Consider the following 23,055-nt stretch of genomic DNA (forward strand, 5'->3'; position numbering starts at 1 on the left):
GCACGGTGTTTTAATTAGACTTGTTCTTTAAGAAGAAGTTAATATATCATGTTAAAATTCCATAGGATAGCCGCTAAAAAAGAAAATAAATCTTTTACACCTTCTTTTTTATTTCTAAACTTGTCAACTAGACATCTATATCTTTTCATTCCACCGATTACATGCTCAACAATGACTCTTTCACGACTCATCTCTTTGTTTTCTTTTTTTTGTTTTTCAGTTAATGTTGGGTTTGGATTATGCTTAGATTTATTTGGTTTTTTATGAGGAATATTTACCGAATTAGTTTTATATTCATTATTAAACCCCAAATAACCTAAATCAATAAATATATTAAAATTACTAAACCAATTTAATTCTGGATTAAATTCTTTTTAAACATTCCATAATCATGATTTTTACCGGAAAACTAACCCCAATATATAAAATTAAATGACCTAAAGAAGCTATAGTGGTATTTTTAATTGTATGCTGTTTTTTTACCACTGTAAAATTCATTTTGTTCTTCATAGTCACTAGGGCGTTGTACAGCACGCTCTGTAGCATCTATTATCAATGTTTGAACTCCGCCAAAAGCCTGCTGCATTTCTTCAGGGGTTGAAAAACTTGTTGCAGGTAAAACATTAAATATATCTAACGTCTTTATTAAAATTGGAAATAATTTGTATACATGAGTATGAGCGCATGATTTATTCATATTAAAAGAAAACCCTAAGTGATCGAAAGTAGAATAGCACTTCATATAATTTAATATAAATAATAATTTGTCTGCGGGTGTTTTTAATGTGCTATCTAAACCACTACCGTATTTTCTTTCTTTATTTTCATGTTTTTATTTTTGATCTTCAATAAGGGTCTTTTCAAATAGAGATAATAGTAAAATAAAATGTTCTGTTTTTAATCCTGTTAAAGCTCTTAACTGTCTATCATCATAAATTCTTGGTAAAATTTCTTTTATTTTCATGTTATACTTTGATTTTTATTTTTTATAGAAATTTATTATAAAGCTTATTTATTATTTTTAATAATTTAATTTAAAGTTTATTTATTAGGCTGTATCAACTGATTGTGAATGTTATCAAGTATATATAAGCAATTGATTTTAATATATTTTATTTAGAAGAACAAGTCTATTGTGTCCATAAACATTATAGTTTTACATAAAGTGTTAATTCGTTATCTCACTTAGCTCAATAATCGACAGTGACTTACTTGGCTTATATGCTATTTTTCCAAAAAAACTAAACCATTTTCTTTTTTTAGAATATTAAACTTTTCTGTTAATTTCATATTTTTCTATTATGATTAAGGTACATAAAATGGCTACCAATTTAAGACGGGACATCCAGCAATTTCAAAGGGTTAGAAAACACACGCTTTCGACTATTTCTAGGAAGCGGTAACTCGCCCATTTCATTCAGTAGCCATGAAAACAAGTCTGGAAACTCGGTATCAAATAAACGCATGGCGGCGGTTGTGCCATCCTCACGTTTGATTCCGTAGTTATGAATGACCGTCAACGCGTTTAATCGCTTTTTATTCAAACCTCGCCCATTGCGATACATTTGCGATAAACAGCCATTTCGCCCTTCCACCGCAGATGAACTGCGTTGAAACTGCCTTGCCATATGCTCCGCCAATGTTAGCCATCGCTGCATTTCACTGATTGATAACTTTGCACTAAATGGGTCTGATTTGAGCTTATCAGACGCGGTTTCCCAAGCTTTTCGATAGTTTTCCTTTGACCTGCGGCTTTTAGTTTGTTCCATTTTCTGATGCCAATAAACAACGGGTAATAATGTTGTGGTCAACCAATATTCGGTATCCGCATCAAGCCCCAAATTTTGCAAGGTTTCGCGTACCCAAAGCCACCAAAAACTGATGGATACCGCTAACGGTTTTATTTGATTACGAAACTTTTTCATCACGCCTTTATGATCGTTAATCCCTTGTTTTTCCGCTATTTTTTCAAAGGCTCGCGCTCTTAACTCTAGCAACTTCTCAACCTGTTCCGCATCGTTTCTACGACTATCATTGAGTGAAAAAGGATGAACTTCATCCGCAATCCCTTGTAAGTTTTCGTGATAATCTGTTTGTATTTTTTTGGCTTCTTCAAGCTCTTTTTCAGCCGTTATCCGTGTTGTTTTAAGTCCAATAATTTTCTGCATCGTTGCCGTTTTAGAAACAGTAGACTCTGCGGTTTGCGCTGCTTGCCGCTGTTTTTCAGCCCTTGCTGCACGCCTGCCGATTTTCGCGCCTAACCAGCGACTCATATCTTGTTGAGCATGAAAAATATCTGCCCCCGATTCGCACTTAAACCCCGTCACTGCCATTTTTATCAACGCCTTAGCGCGATCACTAATCGCATGATTAACCTCAATGCCTAATGATTCTAATCGTGGCGAAACCTTTTTATACCAAGTATCGTAGCACCTATCATCGCTAATATCTTCCAACAAAAGATAGCCAGAACGTAAGTCCATTAAAACTAAAATCATAAAGTTGCCGAAAAAGTCTCATCCAGCCCAGCAACAACTTTACGTGTTTGTTTTTTCACACTTTTTCGCATTCTTGCTGAAACTGCGGCAATAAGACTTCCATTTTATTGATTTGAGTCCGCAGTGCGTCGGGTGATACGCCCACATGGGTGTCAATCCGTATCATTTTAAAAAACAGCGATAAAGTCTCTGCACCTACGCCTGCCTTTAATCCAAAGACATACAAGGCGGAAAACACCATTAATCTTTGCCAAGAACTACCTGCCTCGGTTTCCCATAATGATGATTCAGGATGTCGATTTCGCTTTGTTTGCGCTTGACGATGACGATGCACACTGCTTTTTTGAGCGACCAACAATTGAAGCTAAGTTACGAACAGTTTGCTTGCCTGTTGTTGTAATTTCAGCGATAATTGCGTGACTAGCTGCGCGTATTTTCTGTGTTGTTCTGTTTTTTTAGTCATTAACCTATGATACAAGAATATCGCAGTTAGTTCTTTATTTTGTCCCGTCTTAAGTTGGTAGCCCATAACGCCAAAATAAAATACCGCTTGAAAGGGCGTTTTTTTCAAAAAAAGTGACGCTTTAAACGGTCAGCTGGATTTTTTTTTGTTAGGTTTAATTGCATAAATATTGGTGACATTAACCAAGTTTTTCAGAAAGAAGCTTTCTCATTGACTTCTTAGCTCGATTAACAAATTCATCTTCTGTTTCTCCTTTTTTAGGCTCTTTAATTATGGAGCTAAATTCTTCAATGAAACCTTCACTATGAGCTAATGAGCTTACTTCATTGGCAAATTTTTCTTTTCCTTTTTCAGGTAATGATTGCCCACCCAATGAATTTATAAAAGATAATCCGCCCACAATAGAACCAGAAATAGCTGTTATTGAACTTTGTATAGAAGGGTGAGCTAAACTCAAACTTTTAGGTTTTTTAGCAAAAAAATATTCTTTGAACTCACTCATAAGTAGACCTCTTTGTCGCATCCCTAAAAAAACTTCGGAAAAACACCTCAAAACCCTCAACAACAATGTTAATAATTTTTTCTTTCATTTCTGGAGAAAGTTTCCCCCAAAGTCCTAAAAACCATTCAAAAAAATTGGATACCCAACCAAACATATTTATATACCTTTAATTGCAAAATATATTTTTAAAATTATCTATTATACTGTGGATTCAGTGCTGTAATTAAAATAGCTTCAATAGCTATAATTAACCACTTTGATGTAGTGTCAATTGAAACTATTTTTATATCCCAGTTATCAAGAGCATTTTTAAATTGGTCAAAGCCTTGCTTATTATCACGACACCAATTTATGCGAAATGTACCACCACTATCTCTTTCTGTGTAATTTTGACTGATACGTTCCTTTAAATCTTGGTCGTGAGCTTCACCAACATACAATACCTTGCCAGTTATTTTTTTCTTGAACTACATAAATACCAAAACAGTTAACCACTCCACTAAAATATAAATAACTATTGTCCCCTCCAGTATTACTAAAAGGGGTTTTTAATTTGTCCAACAAGGCTATATCAAATGACACTTTTATACTCCAAAAACCTAACGACCAAATCAGCGGCCGTTTAAAGTGGCGGTTTTTTTGCGTCTTTTTTTGCAAAAAAAGTGACGCTTTTTACGGTCAAGTGGATGCGATTGTTATCTTGTTTTTACATTTTCAAATTTTTTATGTACTACCAGTTCACACCATCTTTTAGATTTTTTATCGTAGCCTCCACCAAAATCTGTTTGTTCAACATATGAAGTCCATGCGTACTTTCTGCACGTAAGCAACACATCAAGGACATTATCATAAAACATTATTTTTGCTTTAACTGGTTTTTTATCCGAATAAAGAGCATTAACTCCATAAGTTGCAGTTGCCCTGTTTTTCTGGTCAACTCTTTTGATATTCCAAGGAAAAACCCAAATAACTTCATTAACATAAAGTAGCAAATCATTTGTTCTCTTATATAGTGTTGCCCCTTCATCTTTACGCTGAAATTCAACTGCAATCTTTTTTCCTTCTGATGTTGTTACTAAAACATCTGTACGTCTACTTCCAAGTGCTACCTCAAACTTTATTTCATAACCTCTATTCTTATCACGATAGAAATTTGCCACCCACAGCTTTCCCTTTCTATGCCATAGTGTTTCACCTTCACCGTGTTTGCATCCAAAACTTACTTTATGAGCAAAGTGTGCAATATTTTTTCCTCCTGCTTTAAGAATTACAGCGCAGTTACATTCGGGACATAGAAACTCTAGCTTTCTATTAAGGGTTTTATGTGCTTCCTTGTACTGGCTATTTAACAGGCAACTTAACATTTTGGTTTTATACCTTCTTTATTCAATATAGAAGCTACCAATGAAGATGAGAAAAGATAACGCCAAAATAAGCGGCGGATAAAAGGGGCATAAATTTTGCGTCTTTTTGCAAAATTTATGACGCTTTTAGCTAATGGAATGGTTCGTCCCACTTTTACAACCGCCCTAAAAGGGATGATAATAACCGTTATTCATTTTCAGCACAAGTGTGAGGTCATAGTCATGAGCAAAGTTAATTCAAACAAAAATATCGCCGTCTTAGGGATTGATTTGGCGAAGAATAATTTTCAGCTACATGGCGTGGATGAAGACGATAACGTGTGTCTGAAAAAGAAACTCACACGCAACAAGCTGAGTGCCTTTATCGCTAATCTGCCGCCGTGTTTAATTGGCATTGAAGCCTGCGGCGGCGCGAATTATTGGAAGCGCATTTTCTCTCAATTTGGGCATACGGTCAAAATTATGGCTCCACAATTTGTGAAGCCGTATGTGAAATCAAACAAAAGCGATGCCTTGGATGCGGAAGGAATTTGCGAAGCTGTGCAACGGAAGTCGATGCGCTTTGTCCCCAGTAAAAGTGTTGAGCAGCAGGATATTCAATGTATGCATCGCATTCGTAGCCAGTTGATTGGGCGACGCACTGCGCAAGCGAATCAAATTCGCGGCTTGCTGATGGAATATGGCATCATCATTGCGCAAGGCATTCACTCGGTCAGTAAGATTATTCCTGAGTTGCTAGAGGATGCAGAAAACCAACTTTCACCGATATTTCGAGAATTATTGCAAGAGCTTTACGATGAAATGAAGCACCTCAATGAGCGGATTGATTCGATCGAAATCAAGTTAAAACAGGTCTGCGCTCAGAATGAAAACTGCCAACGATTACTCACTATTCCTGGTGTCGGACTGTTAACTGCCACGGCTTTAATCGCTGCGATTGGCGACATCAATGTGTTTAAAAATGGACGCGAACTCGCGGCATGGCTAGGGCTGGTGCCGAGGCAACATTCCACAGGCGGCAAGCCGACATTGTTAGGGATTAGCAAACGCGGCGACACTTATCTGCGCACCTTGCTGATTCACGGTGGACGCTCGATGTTACGGGTAGCGCATAAATACGAAGACAAGCGTAATAAATGGATTGTCCGTTTAAAGGAACGGCGCGGCGAAAATATTTTCACAGTTGCCATCGCCAACAAAAACGCGCGTATCGCATGGGCGGTATTGAGCAAGCAAGAAGATTACTGCATCAAGAGTACTTAGGATTTTAGTTAGGAAAAATCGAATCCACTTTTTAAAGACGAGCAACAGAACAAACGATCAGTTTACAACGAATTGCGTAGATAAAGTTTAAGTGATGGCATAAAAGGTAACACCTGCATTTCCAGCAACCTGTAGCGGACGGAGACCTTCGAGGTCGTTTAGCTGATGAGGAGAAAATGCGCGGATTCCATCAGGGCTAGAGGGCTTTCAGCGCCTCATTTAAAAGCCGGATATATGGCTGCACTATTTTTTTATGTCACGAAAAAACTTTACTTGCAATACGGGACGAACCATATATGTCCGCTGGATTTTTTTGTTATGTGTTTTAATTTCATATTCACCTGCAGGCTCAAACAAACTCATTTGTTCAGGGTTAGGCTGATAATTTAACTCGAATGACTTGTTAAATAATTGATTACTTGTCAATTCTCACCACGTTGTTCCAATTTTTCAAAAGCATTAGCTCTAAACTCATCAGGCGAAATCTTGAATAATTCAGGTTTAGTTTTAAACCAACTTTCCATAGCTTCGTAGGGAGTTCTGACTTTCAACTCTCTTCTTAGGCTTCCGTGTCTTCGTGTAAAAAGATAATATAGCAAAAACTTATTTAAACTTTCTTTGAGTTCTCCTATATTTTGATACTCTTCTACTTTAATTGTAGCATTTTTGATAGTACCATTCACTCTCTCTACCATTCCGTTGGTTGCAGGAGTATGTGGAGCTGTTAGTCTATGGTCTATATTGTCCTCACTGCACTCCTTATCAAATTTATGATTACCACTGACTACTCCTTTTCCTCTTGCCCATTTATCTGTGAACTCTAGTCCATTGTCTGTGAGTATATGAGAGAGATAAAAAGGAAAGAACTCTTTACACTCTGCTAGAAATGATACTGCATTATCAGCTGTCTTATTTTTATATACCTTGTAGTACATAAGCCGTGTAGCCCTATCTATGGCGACAAAGAGGTAATATTTGATTCCTTCTAGCTTTGGCATATAGGTGACATCTATATGGAGATACCCAGGTTCATATTCTTTAAACTTCTTTGCTTTCGCTTTTTTCTCTTCTGGAACTTGACTGATACCTTGTGCTTTTAATGTTCTGCTAACATTACTTCTATTTGCTTTTGGTATCACTGGAACTACAGTATCCACTACATCATCTAAGCTCATCCATGTTGTTGTTCTAACAAGCTCTATAAGCCTTTTTTCCAGTGGGTTAAGGGCATAGTGTATCGTATGAGGTATTGAGCTATCATCATCTGTAAAGTCTCTACCTCTCCACTTTGTAATTGTCTTCTGGCTTACTGAGAATTTTTCTGCTAACTCACTCTCGCATTCGAGTGATAGACTTGTGACATATAAATCCTTTTTTCTGAAAGATTTCGTATGGTATCAAGCTATTGCTTTATTTTCTACTAAATTGGGATAATGTGGTGAGACCAGACAGTAAGTCCATTATGCTGCAATCATCATTTCATTGTAATTTTCATCATTACAGCTATACATATTCAAAGCTGTATCAAGCTGAGAAATTTCTTTTATCAAGAATTCAGTTTTAGAAATCCCAGAAATATGTATTGATTTAGAGCTACAGCTCAACGTTAAAGACTTAACTCTACTATCGATAAAATGAGAATATTCAGGAATTTCAAGAAATTGGACATCTTCAAATTCACAACCAAGTTCTTCAAGTTTACCTATAATATCTTCAGGTGAGGCACTAGAAAAATACTTGTTGATTGCTTCTAATATTTTATCTTTTTTCATGTTATATCTCCTTTTCTTTCAATTCTGACAATATCAATAATTGATGCATCACGTACAGCTAAAGCTGTACAATTAGGTTGTGAAAAACCTATTCTATTTTTTCTATCATCAACGCTCAATTGAATAAATAAGTTATTTTTCACAGCGTTAAATGATATTTCAGCTATTTCATTTAGTGCAAAATTGATAATAACACCATCCAAAGGACCAGTTTTAATTATTTTTTTTGCGTCAATGATTTTATCATGTAACTGTTTTTTAATAGCAGAAAATATTTCTGCCCCCTCAGAACTAGATAAATCCCAAAGATGTAGAGCCTCATCTGAGATATTATTTCTGCTAACTATATAGTCTGTATATTTGTAAGCTCTTGATTTCTTATCATATGAATTTAACTTCGACCAGCTTACAGCATTATCAATAGGACATTCAGAGTAAATGCTATCTATAAAAAAATATAGGCTACCAACTTAAGACGGGACAAAATAAAGAACTAACTGCGATATTCTTGTATCATAGGTTAATGACTAAAAAAACAGAACAACACAGAAAATACGCGCAGCTAGTCACGCAATTATCGCTGAAATTACAACAACAGGCAAGCAAACTGTTCGTAACTTAGCTTCAATTGTTGGTCGCTCAAAAAGCAGTGTGCATCGTCATCGTCAAGCGCAAACAAAGCGAAATCGACATCCTGAATCATCATTATGGGAAACCGAGGCAGGTAGTTCTTGGCAAAGATTAATGGTGTTTTCCGCCTTGTATGTCTTTGGATTAAAGGCAGGCGTAGGTGCAGAGACTTTATCGCTGTTTTTTAAAATGATACGGATTGACACCCATGTGGGCGTATCACCCGACGCACTGCGGACTCAAATCAATAAAATGGAAGTCTTATTGCCGCAGTTTCAGCAAGAATGCGAAAAAGTGTGAAAAAACAAACACGTAAAGTTGTTGCTGGGCTGGATGAGACTTTTTCGGCAACTTTATGATTTTAGTTTTAATGGACTTACGTTCTGGCTATCTTTTGTTGGAAGATATTAGCGATGATAGGTGCTACGATACTTGGTATAAAAAGGTTTCGCCACGATTAGAATCATTAGGCATTGAGGTTAATCATGCGATTAGTGATCGCGCTAAGGCGTTGATAAAAATGGCAGTGACGGGGTTTAAGTGCGAATCGGGGGCAGATATTTTTCATGCTCAACAAGATATGAGTCGCTGGTTAGGCGCGAAAATCGGCAGGCGTGCAGCAAGGGCTGAAAAACAGCGGCAAGCAGCGCAAACCGCAGAGTCTACTGTTTCTAAAACGGCAACGATGCAGAAAATTATTGGACTTAAAACAACACGGATAACGGCTGAAAAAGAGCTTGAAGAAGCCAAAAAAATACAAACAGATTATCACGAAAACTTACAAGGGATTGCGGATGGAGTTCATCCTTTTTCACTCAATGATAGTCGTAGAAACGATGCGGAACAGGTTGAGAAGTTGCTAGAGTTAAGAGCGCGAGCCTTTGAAAAAATAGCGGAAAAACAAGGGATTAACGATCATAAAGGCGTGATGAAAAAGTTTCGTAATCAAATAAAACCGTTAGCGGTATCCATCAGTTTTTGGTGGCTTTGGGTACGCGAAACCTTGCAAAATTTGGGGCTTGATGCGGATACCGAATATTGGTTGACCACAACATTATTACCCGTTGTTTATTGGAATCAGAAAATGGAACAAACTAAAAGCCGCAGGTCAAAGGAAAACTATCGAAAAGCTTGGGAAACCGCGTCTGATAAGCTCAAATCAGACCCATTTAGTGCAAAGTTATCAATCAGTGAAATGCAGCGATGGCTAACATTGGCGGAGCATATGGCAAGGCAGTTTCAACGCAGTTCATCTGCGGTGGAAGGGCGAAATGGCTGTTTATCGCAAATGTATCGCAATGGGCGAGGTTTGAATAAAAAGCGATTAAACGCGTTGACGGTCATTCATAACTACGGAATCAAACGTGAGGATGGCACAACCGCCGCCATGCGTTTATTTGATACCGAGTTTCCAGACTTGTTTTCATGGCTACTGAATGAAATGGGCGAGTTACCGCTTCCTAGAAATAGTCGAAAGCGTGTGTTTTCTAACCCTTTGAAATTGCTGGATGTCCCGTCTTAAATTGGTAGCCAAAATATATACCATCACCAAGCCAATGAAAATCACCTTTACTAAGATTATAACAGTTACTTTTAGCTATACTTCCCCATGATTCATTTGACGTTCCGTGGTAAACAATCATTTTTTACAAGCACTTCCTTAAGTATAGGTGAATAATATCCGATGCCAAGTATCTTAACATGTTAAAGCTGTTAGCAAGCAAAAGACATCGAAGCATAACGACCAAATCACTTGACGTAAAAAAGGGGCGGAAATTTTGCGACAGCAAAAATTTGTGACGCTTTTTTACGGTCAAGTGGATTTTTTTGTGTACGCCCAGCATGGGCAATGAACTAATGAGGTGCAAGTCCTCTGTAGGAAAACCAACTTAGCGTACATTTGTAGGCTAAGTATAACTACTAGCCGAGGGCAATTGCAAGACCGCGAGGGTTTGTGAGAAGGAAACCTAAGCGCAAAACGACAAGCCTACGAACAGAAATATCATATAAGGCGTAGTCTCTGAGGTGAGTGAGCATCAAGACAACGAAACCCAAGGTTTGTGAGATAACGTAAATGATGAGGTTGTGGCGTGACAGTTCATGTTCTTATCTGGGGAGGTCTGCTTAACAGGCAGTCGATAAGAAACCTGTAAAAGGCGCAGGATTAGAAAATGTCTTGGCTCTTTGGATTCCATCATCCAAAGTTGAGCGAATAGGATGGAAATCGACGGCGGTCAATTCAGTAATGGATTGATTGTTTAAGCAGAAGCCATAGTAATCAAACGCCCATCGTAATGGTTGGGACACGGTGAAGGGCTGAACATTAACCAAAAGGTAAGAGGCGTGTTTAACTTGAAGAAGCCCTATTTTCCGACAGGAAAAGGTCATCATCAGCGTGAAAACATAACCCCAACCTTTGATGAAAACTTGTCTAAACGACAAGGGCTATTCTATGTAAGTAATAGCTGGATTAAGTGTTAGTAACACTGGGTTAATGAACCGCCCTGTGCGGATCCGCACGCAGGGTGGTGTGGGGGCTGAGGGTGAGATACCCTTGGCTACCCGATTATGTGTTTTTAAAATCTTAACTGCATATTAAGTTTAAAATAGACTTTTCCATCATTTTCTAAAATTAGGCTACCAAATCGGTGTCTCGTTGTTGATGGAGTATCAAATTTAATATTTTTAAATAAATAATTTTCTAATGAAACTTTATCTATAATGTGAAATCCTACTTGCTCGCCAGTTTCTTTTACAACGATAGTACCATTTGATACATAGTTACCATCCCATTTTTTTCCTGCAAAAAACCCTAATAATATCGCAACTAATAATCGCTTCAGTTTGACTTGTAAAGAAATCAAATCAGAGCCAAATGTGTTCACATTATTAAATACATTTTCTAAATTAGAGCTTATCCCATTGGTTCTGTTTAGATAAAACTCCAGTAACATTGTTGATACTATTTCAGGAATTGAACTATCCACCATTGAAAGATTATATTCCATTGATTCAGTTTCTATTTTACTAAATCTAAATGTACCCCCTAGAGTATGAATTTTTTCAATTCTATCTTTTAATTTTGTTCTAGTGTTAATTGAGTTTACAACATCTATTTTACTGGGTTCAAAGTTCAAAATTTCAAAGATAAAATTAGTATTTCCAGACGCATTAAGTAAAGTAGGCTTACTTCCCAAATAGGATTTAATTCCAAAACCTTCATTTTCTTTGGAAATTTGGTTATTATTTATATCTAAAACAATATCTGATTTTTGATTGCTATTCCCACCATTTACAATAGAAATACCTAATTTGTTTTGTATTAAATCAAATTCAGGGATATTAAATGTTCTATTGCCAGATTTTATTATTGAAGCTAGGTTTTTTAAAACGCTATTGTTTAAAAAATCAGATACTTTTATTTTTTCTTCCAAACTTGTTGTTTCATTTTTCACTAAAACCTCATCACTTTCTAGTAAATAACAAGACTCTACAATATTCAATGTTGTTACTTTGGTTACATTAAAGCAATCAGCATGGTTATTGATATTAAGATTTTCATTAGAGAGCATTAGCTTTTTATCATTTATAAGTTTTAAAAATGAATATAGCTCCGTCCATTCTCCTTTATTTTTGGTATTTCCCATATTATCTCCAATATTTATCAATGTTTTTAAGTGAGCGATCATAGCTTTTCCACATGTCTTAATTGCATCAATGGCAACACTATTACCTAACTGTTTCATTGCTTGCGTATTAGCAACGGGAAATTCAAAACTTTCAGGAAAACCTTGCATTTTTCTTGCTTGTTCTGGCATAATTTTTTTTACTTCGCCATCAACAAGATATGAATCCCAATTTCTACGATCATTAATATTTGAACCTCTCCCGCCAACTCTTAAAGTAAATCCAATTTCTCTGGAACACTCACCCTTCCAAACATTAGACATATTAAACTTTAGGGGGATTTTAGGAGGAAATAAGAAACTTGATAACATCCCTTCATTTTTAAACCCAATCATAAATACTCTAGGTCTTAGTTGAGGTAAACCATAATCAGATGCTTTTACGACTTGGTAGTGAAAGCTATACCCAAGTTCATTTTCAATAATATCTTGAATAACTTTAAAAGTGTTGCCGTTATCATGATTAACAATGCCTCTCACATTCTCTAAAAAAAATGCTTTAGGTTTTTTTGCTTCTAATATTTCGACAATATTGAAAAATAAATTACCTCTCTCGGACTTATGTGTGTCATTAAATCCTCTTTTATGACCTGCTTGACTAAAAGGTTGACAGGGAAAACCAGCACATAAAATATCAAAATCAGGTAGGTCTATAGGATTTATTTTTCTTATATCATCATTAAACATCCCCTCATTAAAGAGAGTGGGATTTGATTTTTTAAAGTTATGCTCATAGGTTTTTCTAGCAAAAGGATCTATTTCTGAAGAAAACACACATTCTCCACCTAGTGATTCCATAGCGATGTGAAAACCGCCAATGCCAGCAAATAAATCTATAAACTTAAAATCACTCATTATTTAATAATTACCTTTCATATATTATTGCTACCTCAATTACCTTTACACATAACACCCAAATCACTTGACGTAAAAAGTGGCGGGGCTTTTGCGACAGCAAAAGGCGTGACGCTTTTTACGGTCAAGTGGATTTGTTTGTTAGGTCATTTTTCAACATATTCAGGCCATGTTTTTCCATAAGGAATTAACTCACTTGAACATGAAACAATAGTTAAATAACTTCCATCTAAATGTCTTTTTAGTCGAGTTAGACCTGTATATATTAGAGCCAATGATTTTTTATCCACTGATTGTCCAATAAAAATTACAATAGCTCTTGACTCCCATCCTTTAAAGCTATGAAGTGTAGTTGCTTTGATTCGTGAATCACCCATATAAAAACCCATTTTTTTTCTTCTTGATTCGCGAGTATCATTAGAAAATGTATGACATGAGTTAACTCCTTTAGAACCTAGTTCAGAGATTACCTCAAGACCTTTACTATTGGTATCAGATAAAAATGTTATGTCAGGTATAGAAACTAAATCTGACTCTGCATCTGTAGCTAATAAAAATAATTCTTCCCTACATACCTGAGCGACTAAATTAGACGAAGTGTGTACCCACTTTAAAGCACATGGAAACATATTTAATTCACTTTGTTCCGATACAGGTAAATTTACAGTTTCCTTAAGTAAAAATAATTCTGCAAATTTTCTAGAGTACTCAAGGGCTAATAATGGTAATCTATAGCTGATTTTTAGTTCCGCCCAGTCACCACGAAAACCAGCTCCATTCATTGCTTCATCTGTCCATGCACTTGCCTTATCATAAATATCTTGAGTTGCATCAGCAACAAGTAGCATTTCACCATCTGTTTTACATACTTTTCGTAAAAGCTCCCACCAACTGGGCATAAAGTCCTGCCCTTCATCCACTAAAACAGCGTCATATTTTTCTGTAATATTGGATGAGTCATTTAGTATTGATGAAACAAGGCTGGGTAACTCTAGACTAAGAACCTCATTTACATTTTCATTATTCGCCCAAATATTTTTATACTCTTCTTCAAAGTCATTTTCTTGGCATACCCTTTTACACCAAAAATGAAAATTAAGCCATGTAATATCTTTACGTGTTTTTCCCGCTGACTGAGGGCAACGAACTGAAATATCCATAAGATAATGAAGCAGGGTAATATTAAAAGTAACAACTAAAACCCTTTTACCCTCCCCAAGTAGCTCAGCTGCTCTTGCTGCTAAGATTAGTGATTTACCTGACCCAGCAGCTCCTTTAATTCTGCGGTAACCTGACTTTGTTCGTGACTTAACAAATGATATTTGTGTTTGATCAAGATCCAAAGGCTGCCTCTGAGTTATCGAGAAATCAGGTTCTATTAGCCAATTTCTCAAATCTTTAGCTAACTCATCATTCATAAATTTTGAATATCGCCTAAAACCTTCTGGAAATACAGCATTTATATTTCCAGATTGAACAGAGTTTGCACCTGTTAATGGGTTATAGCTTGGATATTTCTCCATCCCTCTATAATTTAAACTTTTAGCAAATAATTGTTTTATAGATTCATCAGTAGCAAAAGGAAATATAACTCCAGCAGTTATAGCTGCAAACCCTGCCTTACCATCAATACGAGGACAATACAATTCATGGATTTCTTGCTTATACCTACATATTTTTTCTATAGGATTCTGGCTTTGCAATGAGAACTGCTTTCCATCCTTTTCACCTATTAGTATTGGTGACTTTAAAGTGCGCTCTACAACGCTATACTTCATGGCTTGTAAATTCCAATCTTTTACTTCAAAAACAGCTATCCCAACTTGTGGATGTAAAAGTACAAAATCTGGACGTAAACCATTCAAATGAGGTTGAAGATAAATTTCCCATTCTATCGGTAGATGTTCATTAAAAAGATCAAATACAATTCTTTCACCTTCAGTTAATGGTTGGCGTAATTTATCAAACTGATCTAATGGTGGAGAAATAAATCTAGACAATGGTATGCTCCCTGTTGTGACCTAACGACCAAATCACATGCCGTTTAAAGTGGCGGTTTTTTTTGCGGCTCTTTGCAAAAAAATGACGCTTTAAACGGTCAGGTGGATTTGATTGTTATGCATTATATAGCACATAAACCTATAAAAATAATTTTCATTTTTATGTAGACAATAAGTCACTTATGTGGGATAATTCAACCCATGAAATTTGCAGACTTTTTTTCAGGTATCGGTGGTTTTAGGCTCGGTTTAGAGAGTATAGGCTGGCAATGCGTATTTTCAAATGATATAAATTTGGATTCAAATGCGATTTACCAGAGTAACTTTTCAACAGATGAATTTTCAAATAATTCAATTGTTGATATTAAAATTAACGATATACCAGACTTTGATGTTTTTTGTGGTGGCTTTCCATGCCAACCTTTTTCTATTGCTGGAAAAAGAGAAGGGAAAGCTGATGATAGAGGCAATCTTTTTGAACATAATAGACTTGTTCTTTAAGAAGAAGTTAATATATCATGTTAAAATTCCATAGGATAGCCGCTAAAAAAGAAAATAAATCTTTTACACCTTCTTTTTTATTTCTAAACTTGTCAACTAGGCATCTATATCTTTTCATTCCACCGATTACATGCTCAACAATGACTCTTTCACGACTCATCTCTTTGTTTTCTTTTTTTTGATTTTCAGTTAATGTTGGGTTTGGATTATGCTTAGATTTATTTGGTTTTTTATGAGGAATATTTACCGAATTAGTTTTATATTCATTATTAAACCCCAAATAACCTAAATCAATAAATATATTAAAATTACTAAACCAATTTAATTCTGGATTAAATTCTTTTTTAAACATTCCATAATCATGATTTTTACCTGGAAAACTAACCCCAATATATAAAATTAAATGACCTAAAGAAGCTATAGTGGTATTTTTAATTGTATGCTGTTTTTTTTACCACTGTAAAATTAATTTTGTTCTTCATAGTCACTAGGGCGTTGTACAGCACGCTCTGTAGCATCTATTATCAATGTTTGAACTCCGCCAAAAGCCTGCTGCATTTCTTCAGGGGTTGAAAAACTTGTTGCAGGTAAAACATTAAATATATCTAACGTCTTTATTAAAATTGGAAATAATTTGTATACATGAGTATGGGCGCATGATTTATTCATATTAAAAGAAAACCCTAAGTGATCGAAAGTAGAATAACACTTCATATAATTTAATATAAATAATAATTTGTCTGCGGGTGTTTTTAATGTGCTATCTAAACCACTACCGTATTTTCTTTCTTTATTTTCATGTTTTTCTTTTTGATCTTCAATAAGGGTCTTTTCAAATAGAGATAATAGTAAAATAAAATGTTCTGTTTTTAATCCTGTTAAAGCTCTTAACTGTCTATCATCATAAATTCTTGGTAAAATTTCTTTTATTTTCATGTTATACTTTGATTTTTATTTTTTATAGAAATTTATTATAAAGCTTATTTATTATTTTTAATAATTTAATTTAAAGTTTATTTATTAGGCTGTATCAACTGATTGTGAGTGTTATCAAGTATATATAAGCAATTGATTTTAATATATTTTATTTAGAAGAACAAGTCTATTATACGAATTTGCTCACACAAAAAACCTAAAATAATTTTCTTAGAAAATGTTAAAAACTTGTATTCAATGGATAAAGGGAGAATTTTCAAAGAGTATATTAAAGAGCTTGAAGATATTGGCTATCAACCATTTTATGAGGTTATTGATAGTGCTAAGTTTAATATACCTCAATCCAGAAGCAGATTATTTATTGTTGCTTTTAGATCGGATTTAAATATTTCTAGCTTTTCTTTTCCCCAAGGTAGCAACAATAGAGTCCCTATAAGTAATATTATTAATAAGAATGACTGCTCTATTCCTTTAGGAAAACGATGGAAATATTATGTTGATTACTATTCAGGAAAACTAACAGAAGAAGATTTACCCTTTACCATACCTAAAACAAGGAAAAAACTTGAAAGAGCTGATAAAGATATAGATTTAAACGACTGTATTTATCAACTCCGCTCAAGTGGAGTAAGAGCCTTATCTATAAATAAACCATTGCCAACTCTAGCGGTTAGTATTAGTGGTGGTGGCGCAATGATTCCAATATATAGCAAAGAAAAAAGGCATTTAAGTGTTCTCGAAATGCAAAGAATAATGGGATTTCCTGATGCTTTTAACTTCCCTGTATCACGAACACCTTCCATTAAAGGGCTTGCTAATGCGGTATGCCCCCCCGTAATATCCGCTATAGGAAAAGAAATTATAGCTACCGCTTAATACGGTCTTTTATATCTTCTTTTGTCGGTGAAATTATATTACTTTTTTCTATATATCCTAGAGCGCATGACATGCAGCTCTCTGAATTTAAATCACATATATTACATATTTGCCATTTACATTTATTACAATAAAAACAGAGTGCCTGATAGTTTTTTTGCTCACTATCCCCGCCTTTTTCTACAGGAACTCTATGATCCCATACGAGCCTAACTCTATCCTTAGCAAATACATTATGAGGAATATCTTTTGCTGACTTTATTTTTGAGCCACAAAAATTACATAACCCTTTTTGGGTTTTCAATATTTCCCTTTGTGTGACTTTATTAGGTTGTTTTCTTTTTGCCTTTTTAGTGGCGTTAAAAAGTTTTTCATGATCTTCAAAATCTAAAACATACTTTTGACCTCCCAATCTTTTTTCACCGACTGGATTTTTAATAAAAACAAAACCTTCTTCATTCCAAAGCTCGCTAAATGGTTTGTTTGCATCTGAATATGAATCAAGTATCAGATTATCTGGAATTCGACTATCTAACTCAATTTTTAATTTTTTAAGGTTATCAGTTGTATTTGTTAAGTCACTTTCACAGCCTTCTCCATGCTTTATTAGACTTGTTCTTTAAGAAGAAGTTAATATATCATGTTAAAATTCCATAGGATAGCCGCTAAAAAAGAAAATAAATCTTTTACACCTTCTTTTTTATTTCTAAACTTGTCAACTAGACATCTATATCTTTTCATTCCACCGATTACATGCTCAACAATGACTCTTTCACGACTCATCTCTTTGTTTTCTTTTTTTTGTTTTTCAGTTAATGTTGGGTTTGGATTATGCTTAGATTTATTTGGTTTTTTATGAGGAATATTTACCGAATTAGTTTTATATTCATTATTAAACCCCAAATAACCTAAATCAATAAATATATTAAAATTACTAAACCAATTTAATTCTGGATTAAATTCTTTTTTAAACATTCCATAATCATGATTTTTACCTGGAAAACTAACCCCAATATATAAAATTAAATGACCTAAAGAAGCTATAGTGGTATTTTTAATTGTATGCTGTTTTTTTTACCACTGTAAAATTCATTTTGTTCTTCATAGTCACTAGGGCGTTGTACAGCACGCTCTGTAGTATCTATTATCAATGTTTGAACTCCGCCAAAAGCCTGCTGCATTTCTTCAGGGGTTGAAAAACTTGTTGCAGGTAAAACATTAAATATATCTAACGTCTTTATTAAAATTGGAAATAATTTGTATACATGAGTATGAGCGCATGATTTATTCATATTAAAAGAAAACCCTAAGTGATCGAAAGTAGAATAGCACTTCATATAATTTAATATAAATAATAATTTGTCTGCGGGTGTTTTTAATGTGCTATCTAAACCACTACCGTATTTTCTTTCTTTATTTTCATGTTTTTATTTTTGATCTTCAATAAGGGTCTTTTCAAATAGAGATAATAGTAAAATAAAATGTTCTGTTTTTAATCCTGTTAAAGCTCTTAACTGTCTATCATCATAAATTCTTGGTAAAATTTCTTTTATTTTCATGTTATACTTTGATTTTTATTTTTTATAGAAATTTATTATAAAGCTTATTTATTATTTTTAATAATTTAATTTAAAGTTTATTTATTAGGCTGTATCAACTGATTGTGAGTGTTATCAAGTATATATAAGCAATTGATTTTAATATATTTTATTTAGAAGAACAAGTCTAATATAAGGAATTCCATTTACGCAAAATTTTGTATTTACAAAGAAAGCGTTAACAATTGCCGTAATATGCCCATGACTTAATAGACTTGTTCTTTAAGAAGAAGTTAATATATCATGTTAAAATTCCATAGGATAGCCGCTAAAAAAGAAAATAAATCTTTTACACCTTCTTTTTTATTTCTAAACTTGTCAACTAGGCATCTATATCTTTTCATTCCACCGATTACATGCTCAACAATGACTCTTTCACGACTCATCTCTTTGTTTTCTTTTTTTTGATTTTCTGTTAATGTTGGGTTTGGATTATGCTTAGATTTATTTGGTTTTTTATGAGGAATATTTACCGAATTAGTTTTATATTCATTATTAAACCCCAAATAACCTAAATCAATAAATATATTAAAATTACTAAACCAATTTAATTCTGGATTAAATTCTTTTTTAAACATTCCATAATCATGATTTTTACACGGAAAACTAACCCCAATATATAAAATTAAATGACCTAAAGAAGCTATAGTGGTATTTTTAATTGTATGCTGTTTTTTTACCACTGTAAAATTAATTTTGTTCTTCATAGTCACTAGGGCGTTGTACAGCACGCTCTGTAGCATCTATTATCAATGTTTGAACTCCGCCAAAAGCCTGCTGCATTTCTTCAGGGGTTGAAAAACTTGTTGCAGGTAAAACATTAAATATATCTAACGTCTTTATTAAAATTGGAAATAATTTGTATACATGAGTATGGGCGCATGATTTATTCATATTAAAAGAAAACCCCTAAGTGATCGAAAGTAGAATAGCACTTCATATAATTTAATATAAATAATAATTTGTCTGCGGGTGTTTTTAATGTGCTATCTAAACCACTACCGTATTTTCTTTCTTTATTTTCATGTTTTTCTTTTTGATCTTCAATAAGGGTCTTTTCAAATAGAGATAATAGTAAAATAAAATGTTCTGTTTTTAATCCTGTTAAAGCTCTTAACTGTCTATCATCATAAATTCTTGGTAAAATTTCTTTTATTTTCATGTTATACTTTGATTTTTATTTTTTATAGAAATTTATTATAAAGCTTATTTATTATTTTTAATAATTTAATTTAAAGTTTATTTATTAGGCTGTATCAACTGATTGTGAATGTTATCAAGTATATATAAGCAATTGATTTTAATATATTTTATTTAGAAGAACAAGTCTATTAAAGTAAGCAGAGCTGGGATAGTTCTCCGTTTATGCATTTTAATAATTCTATTGTCATTAAAGACAATCTCGTAACACCCCTCAATCTTATTTTTTTGAATAATTTTGATATTTTTTATATATAACCTTGTCATTATCCTTCAACGCCCTCTAATAAACAGCTAGTTGTTATTTTTAGAGCATTTGAAAGCTTTACAAGATTAATTAAAGAAGGGTTGCGTTTTCCAGTTTCAAGCATACTTATATAAGTTCTATCCAACTCGCAAATTTCCGCAAGTTTTGCTTGTGAAACACCGAAATTTTCCCGTTTTACCTTTAGGTTCTTAGCAAAGGAATTTAATATAAACACTCTGTCATTTTTCATGGTAGCTATCATCTTAGGATGTAGACTAAGAGTCAACGGACAATATGTCACATTATATAAATACCTAGTTTTTAGAAAGTTTTACAGAACGTGTTTTTTTGCATAACGCCCAAATCACTTGACGTAAAAAGGGGCGGGGCTTTTGCGACAGCAAAAGGCGTGACGCTTTTTACGGTCAAGTGGATTTGATTGTTAGCTTTTGACAATAAAGCTTCTCGCATCCATTATTTCAATATATTTAGCACCACAATTACCAATGCCAATAGATTTATTTTTCAACATTTCTTTTATAGCTGTTTTCATGTTATCAAAATCTGATGCTATTACAGAATAGCCGTTGATTTTTTCTGTTTTATAACAAAGAAATAGAGTTTCACTTTCCCCATCACGATCTGGGAACTTGATAATAATTTTTTTCTCAGGTGTTTTGTAAATGCCCTGATATGTAACGCCACCTCTAGGGCCAACATAAAAATCAATTAAATATGAGTTTTCAGGGAGTTCTTCCCAACCTTCGTAGGCTTCTACATTTACACCATATTTAGATTCATTTTTTTGCGCATTATCTAAAATGTTTTGGGCTTCATCACTCAAATTATTTTCAGTATATAGGACAAAAAATATTCTTCTGTCTTTAATTCTTTCTGGATTAGAAGAAAGCACGCTCAACAATGATTGGTCACTTTGTATTTTTGATCTTGAATTTCTCCTGACAGCCCATAGCTTGCTATATTTTTCAATATCTCTTTCCGTAATTATTTTTGAATTCTCCCAATGCCTTAACCACCATTGTCTTATCTTATTCTGTCCATCCTTGGTCTCTTCTTTGTAGCCTGCCTCTATCCAGCCTGTAATTTCATCTCCTTCTAAACCCAAGCCATTAGCTGATAAATTAGCAGAACCAATAATAGTGCTATTATCTCCAATATATACCTTGGCATGTAATTTTTCAGATGTTTTTATTTCTACATCGTTTTCAAAAAGAGCTTTAATTGTATGAGGATTAGTTGCACCAGATTCAAGATTACAAATCATTCTAACTTTACAATTTTTTGGAATAAGCTCTAAAGCTTTTTCACCAACAAAGGCTACTGCACAGTCAACATGTTCAGACTCAGAAAATAATTCAGAAATTGACGTTCTAATATCGACTTCATTTAGAAACATGGGTGATACTCCTTATGAAAGCTAATGCGTCTGTGAGCGGCGAAAGAGTTTGCGAGTTTCGTCCGTTCGACAGACTTGTTATCAGGTCGCCGCTTAGGTGCTTGATGGCAAGTTTGGCGTACGGTATCCGCTCACAGACGCATTATCAGGTCGTTGTCTCGCTCGACCTGATAACAATTTATTAATAGGCAAGTTTGCCCGAATAAACCGATATAGCAGGATAAATAAGCATATTTGCCCTTCTTTTACCTTTTCAGGTAAATTTGCCTTTATAATATGCGTGTCACTGGATGTTCAGGCAACTTTGCCTTATGATTGGACTTGAAATTCATTTTAAACCTTAGCCTAAAAATGTCAACTAAAATATGAAAATACTAGATGAAGTCAGGAATATTATTCGTGTTAAACATTATTCCCGTCATACAGAATCCTGTTATTGTGATTGGATAAAACACTTTATTCTATTCCAAAAAATGCAAACCCATAGCACTGAAGTGAAAGTCAATTTAATTTAATTTAACACTGACTCCAATTATCATATCGTAACTTTCAATATCAAATACTTAGGCGTATAGTTTCTTTGTAAGTTGAGCGAGTTTTTTAGATTCAACTAATAAAAATATAAATGACTACCATTTCATAGGCAAACACTCCAACCCATAAAACCATATAAATTTAACCCTTAATAACCTTATGCCTTACTAAATTTTTATTGACTGAATAAAATCAAGAGGCCAATCTGCGTAATATAAGTTAATTATGAACATTAAAATAATCGTACTTCTTTTAGGTTTATTAATCGCGAATGTCCACTCTATCGCACATTCAGAAGAAACTCATTTTAAAAAATTTCAGCAAGGCAGTTATCAGCAACTTTTAAACCACTATAAAAATAAACCCTTTGTCTTGATTATTTGGTCGATTACTTGCTCACCCTGTTTAAAAGAAATGGCTTTTATTTCAACACTTCATCAACAACAGCCTAAATTAAATTTAATCCTACTGACCGTAGATGACCTAAGTGCTAATGCTGAAATTAATCACATTTTAACGAAATATAATTTAATCGACTTAGAAAACTGGGGATTTTTTGAAGGCCATGCCGCTAAATTACGCTTTGAAATTGATCCTAACTGGTATGGCGAACTCCCTAGAACCTATTTTTTTGATAAACATCATCAACGCACGGCCATTAGCGGCCTTATTAGTGAGGAAAAATATAAACAGCTATTAGCTCTTTAAATACT

Annotated in this window: 31 protein-coding genes and 3 pseudogenes; 8 read left to right on the plus strand and 26 right to left on the minus strand. The window is 34.1% G+C overall.

All coding sequences use genetic code 11. The annotated features are described in order from the left end of the window. Nucleotides 1-38 precede the first annotated feature (38 nt). The 9 genes and pseudogenes from Q9M50_13820 to Q9M50_13860 form a co-directional block, all read right to left on the minus strand. Complete coding sequence (locus Q9M50_13820) at nucleotides 39-311, minus strand: transposase family protein (GenBank protein ID MDQ7091691.1); 273 nt, start codon at nucleotides 309-311, stop codon at nucleotides 39-41. Between the two features lie 149 nt (nucleotides 312-460). Continuing rightward, a pseudogene (locus tag Q9M50_13825) lies at nucleotides 461-775 on the minus strand (transposase family protein). Nucleotides 776-832: 57 nt separating this feature from the next. Continuing rightward, nucleotides 833-964 (minus strand): hypothetical protein, encoded by a 132-nt coding sequence (locus Q9M50_13830; protein MDQ7091692.1) that lies wholly within the window; start codon nucleotides 962-964, stop codon nucleotides 833-835. 367 nt (nucleotides 965-1,331) lie between these two features. Next, on the minus strand, nucleotides 1,332-2,498 hold the full coding sequence (locus tag Q9M50_13835; protein ID MDQ7091693.1) for a DUF6399 domain-containing protein: 1,167 nt from the start codon (nucleotides 2,496-2,498) through the stop codon (nucleotides 1,332-1,334). A gap of 55 nt (nucleotides 2,499-2,553) precedes the next feature. Beyond that, the gene (locus tag Q9M50_13840) at nucleotides 2,554-2,832 is read right to left on the minus strand and encodes a hypothetical protein (GenBank protein ID MDQ7091694.1); all 279 of its coding nucleotides are present in this window, start codon (nucleotides 2,830-2,832) and stop codon (nucleotides 2,554-2,556) included. A gap of 30 nt (nucleotides 2,833-2,862) precedes the next feature. Continuing rightward, the gene (locus Q9M50_13845; GenBank protein MDQ7091695.1) at nucleotides 2,863-3,069 is read right to left on the minus strand and encodes a hypothetical protein; all 207 of its coding nucleotides are present in this window, start codon (nucleotides 3,067-3,069) and stop codon (nucleotides 2,863-2,865) included. 70 nt (nucleotides 3,070-3,139) lie between these two features. After that, complete coding sequence (locus tag Q9M50_13850) at nucleotides 3,140-3,463, minus strand: hypothetical protein (protein ID MDQ7091696.1); 324 nt, start codon at nucleotides 3,461-3,463, stop codon at nucleotides 3,140-3,142. Between the two features lie 191 nt (nucleotides 3,464-3,654). Continuing rightward, on the minus strand, nucleotides 3,655-3,918 hold the full coding sequence (locus Q9M50_13855) for a hypothetical protein (GenBank protein ID MDQ7091697.1): 264 nt from the start codon (nucleotides 3,916-3,918) through the stop codon (nucleotides 3,655-3,657). Nucleotides 3,919-4,158: 240 nt separating this feature from the next. Continuing rightward, the gene (locus Q9M50_13860; GenBank protein MDQ7091698.1) at nucleotides 4,159-4,827 is read right to left on the minus strand and encodes a competence protein CoiA family protein; all 669 of its coding nucleotides are present in this window, start codon (nucleotides 4,825-4,827) and stop codon (nucleotides 4,159-4,161) included. A 222-nt stretch (nucleotides 4,828-5,049) separates the two neighbouring features. Between Q9M50_13860 and Q9M50_13865 the strand changes: the two genes are divergently transcribed. Continuing rightward, nucleotides 5,050-6,090: an IS110 family transposase gene (locus Q9M50_13865; protein MDQ7091699.1), complete on the plus strand. Its 1,041-nt coding sequence runs from the start codon at nucleotides 5,050-5,052 to the stop codon at nucleotides 6,088-6,090. A gap of 422 nt (nucleotides 6,091-6,512) precedes the next feature. Here Q9M50_13865 and Q9M50_13870 read toward each other — a convergent pair whose 3' ends face one another. The 3 genes from Q9M50_13870 to Q9M50_13880 form a co-directional block, all read right to left on the minus strand. Next, a complete protein-coding gene (locus Q9M50_13870) occupies nucleotides 6,513-7,265 on the minus strand; it encodes a DDE-type integrase/transposase/recombinase (protein MDQ7091700.1) in 753 nt (250 codons plus the stop codon). A gap of 285 nt (nucleotides 7,266-7,550) precedes the next feature. Next, on the minus strand, nucleotides 7,551-7,862 hold the full coding sequence (locus Q9M50_13875; protein ID MDQ7091701.1) for a hypothetical protein: 312 nt from the start codon (nucleotides 7,860-7,862) through the stop codon (nucleotides 7,551-7,553). Next, entirely contained in the window at nucleotides 7,859-8,065 is a 207-nt protein-coding gene (locus Q9M50_13880) for a hypothetical protein (protein MDQ7091702.1), read from the minus strand. The genes Q9M50_13875 and Q9M50_13880 overlap by 4 nt, the downstream gene beginning before the upstream one ends. Before the next feature lie 448 nt (nucleotides 8,066-8,513). Between Q9M50_13880 and Q9M50_13885 the strand changes: the two genes are divergently transcribed. Beyond that, nucleotides 8,514-8,792: a hypothetical protein gene (locus Q9M50_13885; GenBank protein MDQ7091703.1), complete on the plus strand. Its 279-nt coding sequence runs from the start codon at nucleotides 8,514-8,516 to the stop codon at nucleotides 8,790-8,792. A gap of 55 nt (nucleotides 8,793-8,847) precedes the next feature. Then, nucleotides 8,848-10,014 carry a DUF6399 domain-containing protein gene (locus Q9M50_13890; GenBank protein MDQ7091704.1) on the plus strand — a complete coding sequence of 389 codons (1,167 nt, stop codon included), beginning with the start codon at nucleotides 8,848-8,850 and terminating at the stop codon, nucleotides 10,012-10,014. A gap of 602 nt (nucleotides 10,015-10,616) precedes the next feature. On the opposite strand, the gene Q9M50_13895 is transcribed toward Q9M50_13890, so the two are convergent. After that, on the minus strand, nucleotides 10,617-10,799 hold the full coding sequence (locus tag Q9M50_13895) for a hypothetical protein (GenBank protein ID MDQ7091705.1): 183 nt from the start codon (nucleotides 10,797-10,799) through the stop codon (nucleotides 10,617-10,619). A gap of 45 nt (nucleotides 10,800-10,844) precedes the next feature. Between Q9M50_13895 and Q9M50_13900 the strand changes: the two genes are divergently transcribed. Then, nucleotides 10,845-10,973 (plus strand): hypothetical protein, encoded by a 129-nt coding sequence (locus Q9M50_13900; GenBank protein ID MDQ7091706.1) that lies wholly within the window; start codon nucleotides 10,845-10,847, stop codon nucleotides 10,971-10,973. 95 nt (nucleotides 10,974-11,068) lie between these two features. Here Q9M50_13900 and Q9M50_13905 read toward each other — a convergent pair whose 3' ends face one another. Further along, complete coding sequence (locus Q9M50_13905; GenBank protein ID MDQ7091707.1) at nucleotides 11,069-13,033, minus strand: HpaII family restriction endonuclease; 1,965 nt, start codon at nucleotides 13,031-13,033, stop codon at nucleotides 11,069-11,071. 146 nt (nucleotides 13,034-13,179) lie between these two features. Further along, nucleotides 13,180-15,033 carry an NERD domain-containing protein/DEAD/DEAH box helicase gene (locus Q9M50_13910; protein MDQ7091708.1) on the minus strand — a complete coding sequence of 618 codons (1,854 nt, stop codon included), beginning with the start codon at nucleotides 15,031-15,033 and terminating at the stop codon, nucleotides 13,180-13,182. A gap of 201 nt (nucleotides 15,034-15,234) precedes the next feature. Between Q9M50_13910 and dcm (Q9M50_13915) the strand changes: the two genes are divergently transcribed. Further along, on the plus strand, nucleotides 15,235-15,534 hold the full coding sequence (gene dcm, locus Q9M50_13915) for a DNA (cytosine-5-)-methyltransferase (GenBank protein MDQ7091709.1): 300 nt from the start codon (nucleotides 15,235-15,237) through the stop codon (nucleotides 15,532-15,534). A gap of 7 nt (nucleotides 15,535-15,541) precedes the next feature. Here the strand turns inward: dcm (Q9M50_13915) and Q9M50_13920 are convergent. Beyond that, nucleotides 15,542-15,973 (minus strand): annotated as a pseudogene (locus Q9M50_13920) (transposase family protein). Between the two features lie 26 nt (nucleotides 15,974-15,999). Then, on the minus strand, nucleotides 16,000-16,470 hold the full coding sequence (locus Q9M50_13925; protein MDQ7091710.1) for a transposase family protein: 471 nt from the start codon (nucleotides 16,468-16,470) through the stop codon (nucleotides 16,000-16,002). Between the two features lie 177 nt (nucleotides 16,471-16,647). On the opposite strand from Q9M50_13925, the gene dcm (Q9M50_13930) reads away from it, so the two are divergent. Beyond that, entirely contained in the window at nucleotides 16,648-17,346 is a 699-nt protein-coding gene (dcm, locus tag Q9M50_13930) for a DNA (cytosine-5-)-methyltransferase (protein MDQ7091711.1), read from the plus strand. Here dcm (Q9M50_13930) and Q9M50_13935 read toward each other — a convergent pair. The 9 genes and pseudogenes from Q9M50_13935 to Q9M50_13975 all read right to left on the minus strand — a co-directional run bounded on the left by Q9M50_13935 (nucleotide 17,336) and on the right by Q9M50_13975 (nucleotide 21,808). Continuing rightward, nucleotides 17,336-17,758 (minus strand): HNH endonuclease signature motif containing protein, encoded by a 423-nt coding sequence (locus tag Q9M50_13935; protein MDQ7091712.1) that lies wholly within the window; start codon nucleotides 17,756-17,758, stop codon nucleotides 17,336-17,338. The genes dcm (Q9M50_13930) and Q9M50_13935 overlap by 11 nt on opposite strands. A 218-nt stretch (nucleotides 17,759-17,976) precedes the next feature. Then, nucleotides 17,977-18,360, minus strand: coding sequence for a transposase family protein (locus tag Q9M50_13940; GenBank protein ID MDQ7091713.1), 384 nt, complete (start codon nucleotides 18,358-18,360; stop codon nucleotides 17,977-17,979). A 26-nt stretch (nucleotides 18,361-18,386) separates the two neighbouring features. Continuing rightward, nucleotides 18,387-18,716: pseudogene (locus Q9M50_13945) on the minus strand (transposase family protein). A gap of 57 nt (nucleotides 18,717-18,773) precedes the next feature. Next, nucleotides 18,774-18,905, minus strand: coding sequence for a hypothetical protein (locus Q9M50_13950; GenBank protein ID MDQ7091714.1), 132 nt, complete (start codon nucleotides 18,903-18,905; stop codon nucleotides 18,774-18,776). Nucleotides 18,906-19,177: 272 nt separating this feature from the next. Further along, nucleotides 19,178-19,651 (minus strand): transposase family protein, encoded by a 474-nt coding sequence (locus Q9M50_13955; protein ID MDQ7091715.1) that lies wholly within the window; start codon nucleotides 19,649-19,651, stop codon nucleotides 19,178-19,180. After that, nucleotides 19,635-19,838, minus strand: a complete 204-nt coding sequence (locus Q9M50_13960) for a hypothetical protein (GenBank protein ID MDQ7091716.1) — start codon at nucleotides 19,836-19,838, stop codon at nucleotides 19,635-19,637. The genes Q9M50_13955 and Q9M50_13960 overlap by 17 nt, the downstream gene beginning before the upstream one ends. Before the next feature lies 1 nt (nucleotide 19,839). Beyond that, entirely contained in the window at nucleotides 19,840-20,106 is a 267-nt protein-coding gene (locus Q9M50_13965) for a hypothetical protein (GenBank protein MDQ7091717.1), read from the minus strand. Nucleotides 20,107-20,410: 304 nt separating this feature from the next. Further along, on the minus strand, nucleotides 20,411-20,641 hold the full coding sequence (locus Q9M50_13970; GenBank protein MDQ7091718.1) for a helix-turn-helix transcriptional regulator: 231 nt from the start codon (nucleotides 20,639-20,641) through the stop codon (nucleotides 20,411-20,413). Between the two features lie 192 nt (nucleotides 20,642-20,833). Beyond that, nucleotides 20,834-21,808 carry a phospholipase D family protein gene (locus tag Q9M50_13975; protein ID MDQ7091719.1) on the minus strand — a complete coding sequence of 325 codons (975 nt, stop codon included), beginning with the start codon at nucleotides 21,806-21,808 and terminating at the stop codon, nucleotides 20,834-20,836. A gap of 365 nt (nucleotides 21,809-22,173) precedes the next feature. Between Q9M50_13975 and Q9M50_13980 the strand changes: the two genes are divergently transcribed. Both Q9M50_13980 and Q9M50_13985 read left to right on the plus strand, forming a co-directional pair. Further along, nucleotides 22,174-22,323, plus strand: coding sequence for a hypothetical protein (locus Q9M50_13980; protein MDQ7091720.1), 150 nt, complete (start codon nucleotides 22,174-22,176; stop codon nucleotides 22,321-22,323). 244 nt (nucleotides 22,324-22,567) lie between these two features. Continuing rightward, nucleotides 22,568-23,050, plus strand: coding sequence for a hypothetical protein (locus Q9M50_13985; protein ID MDQ7091721.1), 483 nt, complete (start codon nucleotides 22,568-22,570; stop codon nucleotides 23,048-23,050). Nucleotides 23,051-23,055: the final 5 nt, after the last annotated feature.

Source organism: Methylococcales bacterium (assembly GCA_030949405.1).
GTDB lineage: Bacteria > Pseudomonadota > Gammaproteobacteria > Methylococcales > Methylomonadaceae > WTBX01.

What these genes read in the sequence shown, in the direction of transcription:
- Q9M50_13830 (MDQ7091692.1), bottom strand. Translation starts at nt 964, where the DNA reads ATGAAAATAAAAGAAATTTTACCAAGAATTTATGATGATAGACAGTTA.
- Q9M50_13835 (MDQ7091693.1), bottom strand. Translation starts at nt 2,498, where the DNA reads ATGATTTTAGTTTTAATGGACTTACGTTCTGGCTATCTTTTGTTGGAA.
- Q9M50_13850 (MDQ7091696.1), bottom strand. Translation starts at nt 3,463, where the DNA reads ATGAGTGAGTTCAAAGAATATTTTTTTGCTAAAAAACCTAAAAGTTTG.
- Q9M50_13860 (MDQ7091698.1), bottom strand. Translation starts at nt 4,827, where the DNA reads ATGTTAAGTTGCCTGTTAAATAGCCAGTACAAGGAAGCACATAAAACC.
- Q9M50_13865 (MDQ7091699.1), top strand. Translation starts at nt 5,050, where the DNA reads ATGAGCAAAGTTAATTCAAACAAAAATATCGCCGTCTTAGGGATTGAT.
- Q9M50_13870 (MDQ7091700.1), bottom strand. Translation starts at nt 7,265, where the DNA reads ATGAGCTTAGATGATGTAGTGGATACTGTAGTTCCAGTGATACCAAAA.
- Q9M50_13875 (MDQ7091701.1), bottom strand. Translation starts at nt 7,862, where the DNA reads ATGAAAAAAGATAAAATATTAGAAGCAATCAACAAGTATTTTTCTAGT.
- Q9M50_13890 (MDQ7091704.1), top strand. Translation starts at nt 8,848, where the DNA reads ATGATTTTAGTTTTAATGGACTTACGTTCTGGCTATCTTTTGTTGGAA.
- Q9M50_13905 (MDQ7091707.1), bottom strand. Translation starts at nt 13,033, where the DNA reads ATGAGTGATTTTAAGTTTATAGATTTATTTGCTGGCATTGGCGGTTTT.
- dcm (MDQ7091709.1), top strand. Translation starts at nt 15,235, where the DNA reads ATGAAATTTGCAGACTTTTTTTCAGGTATCGGTGGTTTTAGGCTCGGT.
- Q9M50_13925 (MDQ7091710.1), bottom strand. Translation starts at nt 16,470, where the DNA reads ATGAAAATAAAAGAAATTTTACCAAGAATTTATGATGATAGACAGTTA.
- Q9M50_13950 (MDQ7091714.1), bottom strand. Translation starts at nt 18,905, where the DNA reads ATGAAAATAAAAGAAATTTTACCAAGAATTTATGATGATAGACAGTTA.
- Q9M50_13955 (MDQ7091715.1), bottom strand. Translation starts at nt 19,651, where the DNA reads ATGAAGAACAAAATTAATTTTACAGTGGTAAAAAAACAGCATACAATT.
- Q9M50_13960 (MDQ7091716.1), bottom strand. Translation starts at nt 19,838, where the DNA reads ATGAATAAATCATGCGCCCATACTCATGTATACAAATTATTTCCAATT.
- Q9M50_13965 (MDQ7091717.1), bottom strand. Translation starts at nt 20,106, where the DNA reads ATGAAAATAAAAGAAATTTTACCAAGAATTTATGATGATAGACAGTTA.
- Q9M50_13970 (MDQ7091718.1), bottom strand. Translation starts at nt 20,641, where the DNA reads ATGAAAAATGACAGAGTGTTTATATTAAATTCCTTTGCTAAGAACCTA.
- Q9M50_13975 (MDQ7091719.1), bottom strand. Translation starts at nt 21,808, where the DNA reads ATGTTTCTAAATGAAGTCGATATTAGAACGTCAATTTCTGAATTATTT.
- Q9M50_13980 (MDQ7091720.1), top strand. Translation starts at nt 22,174, where the DNA reads ATGAAAATACTAGATGAAGTCAGGAATATTATTCGTGTTAAACATTAT.
- Q9M50_13985 (MDQ7091721.1), top strand. Translation starts at nt 22,568, where the DNA reads ATGAACATTAAAATAATCGTACTTCTTTTAGGTTTATTAATCGCGAAT.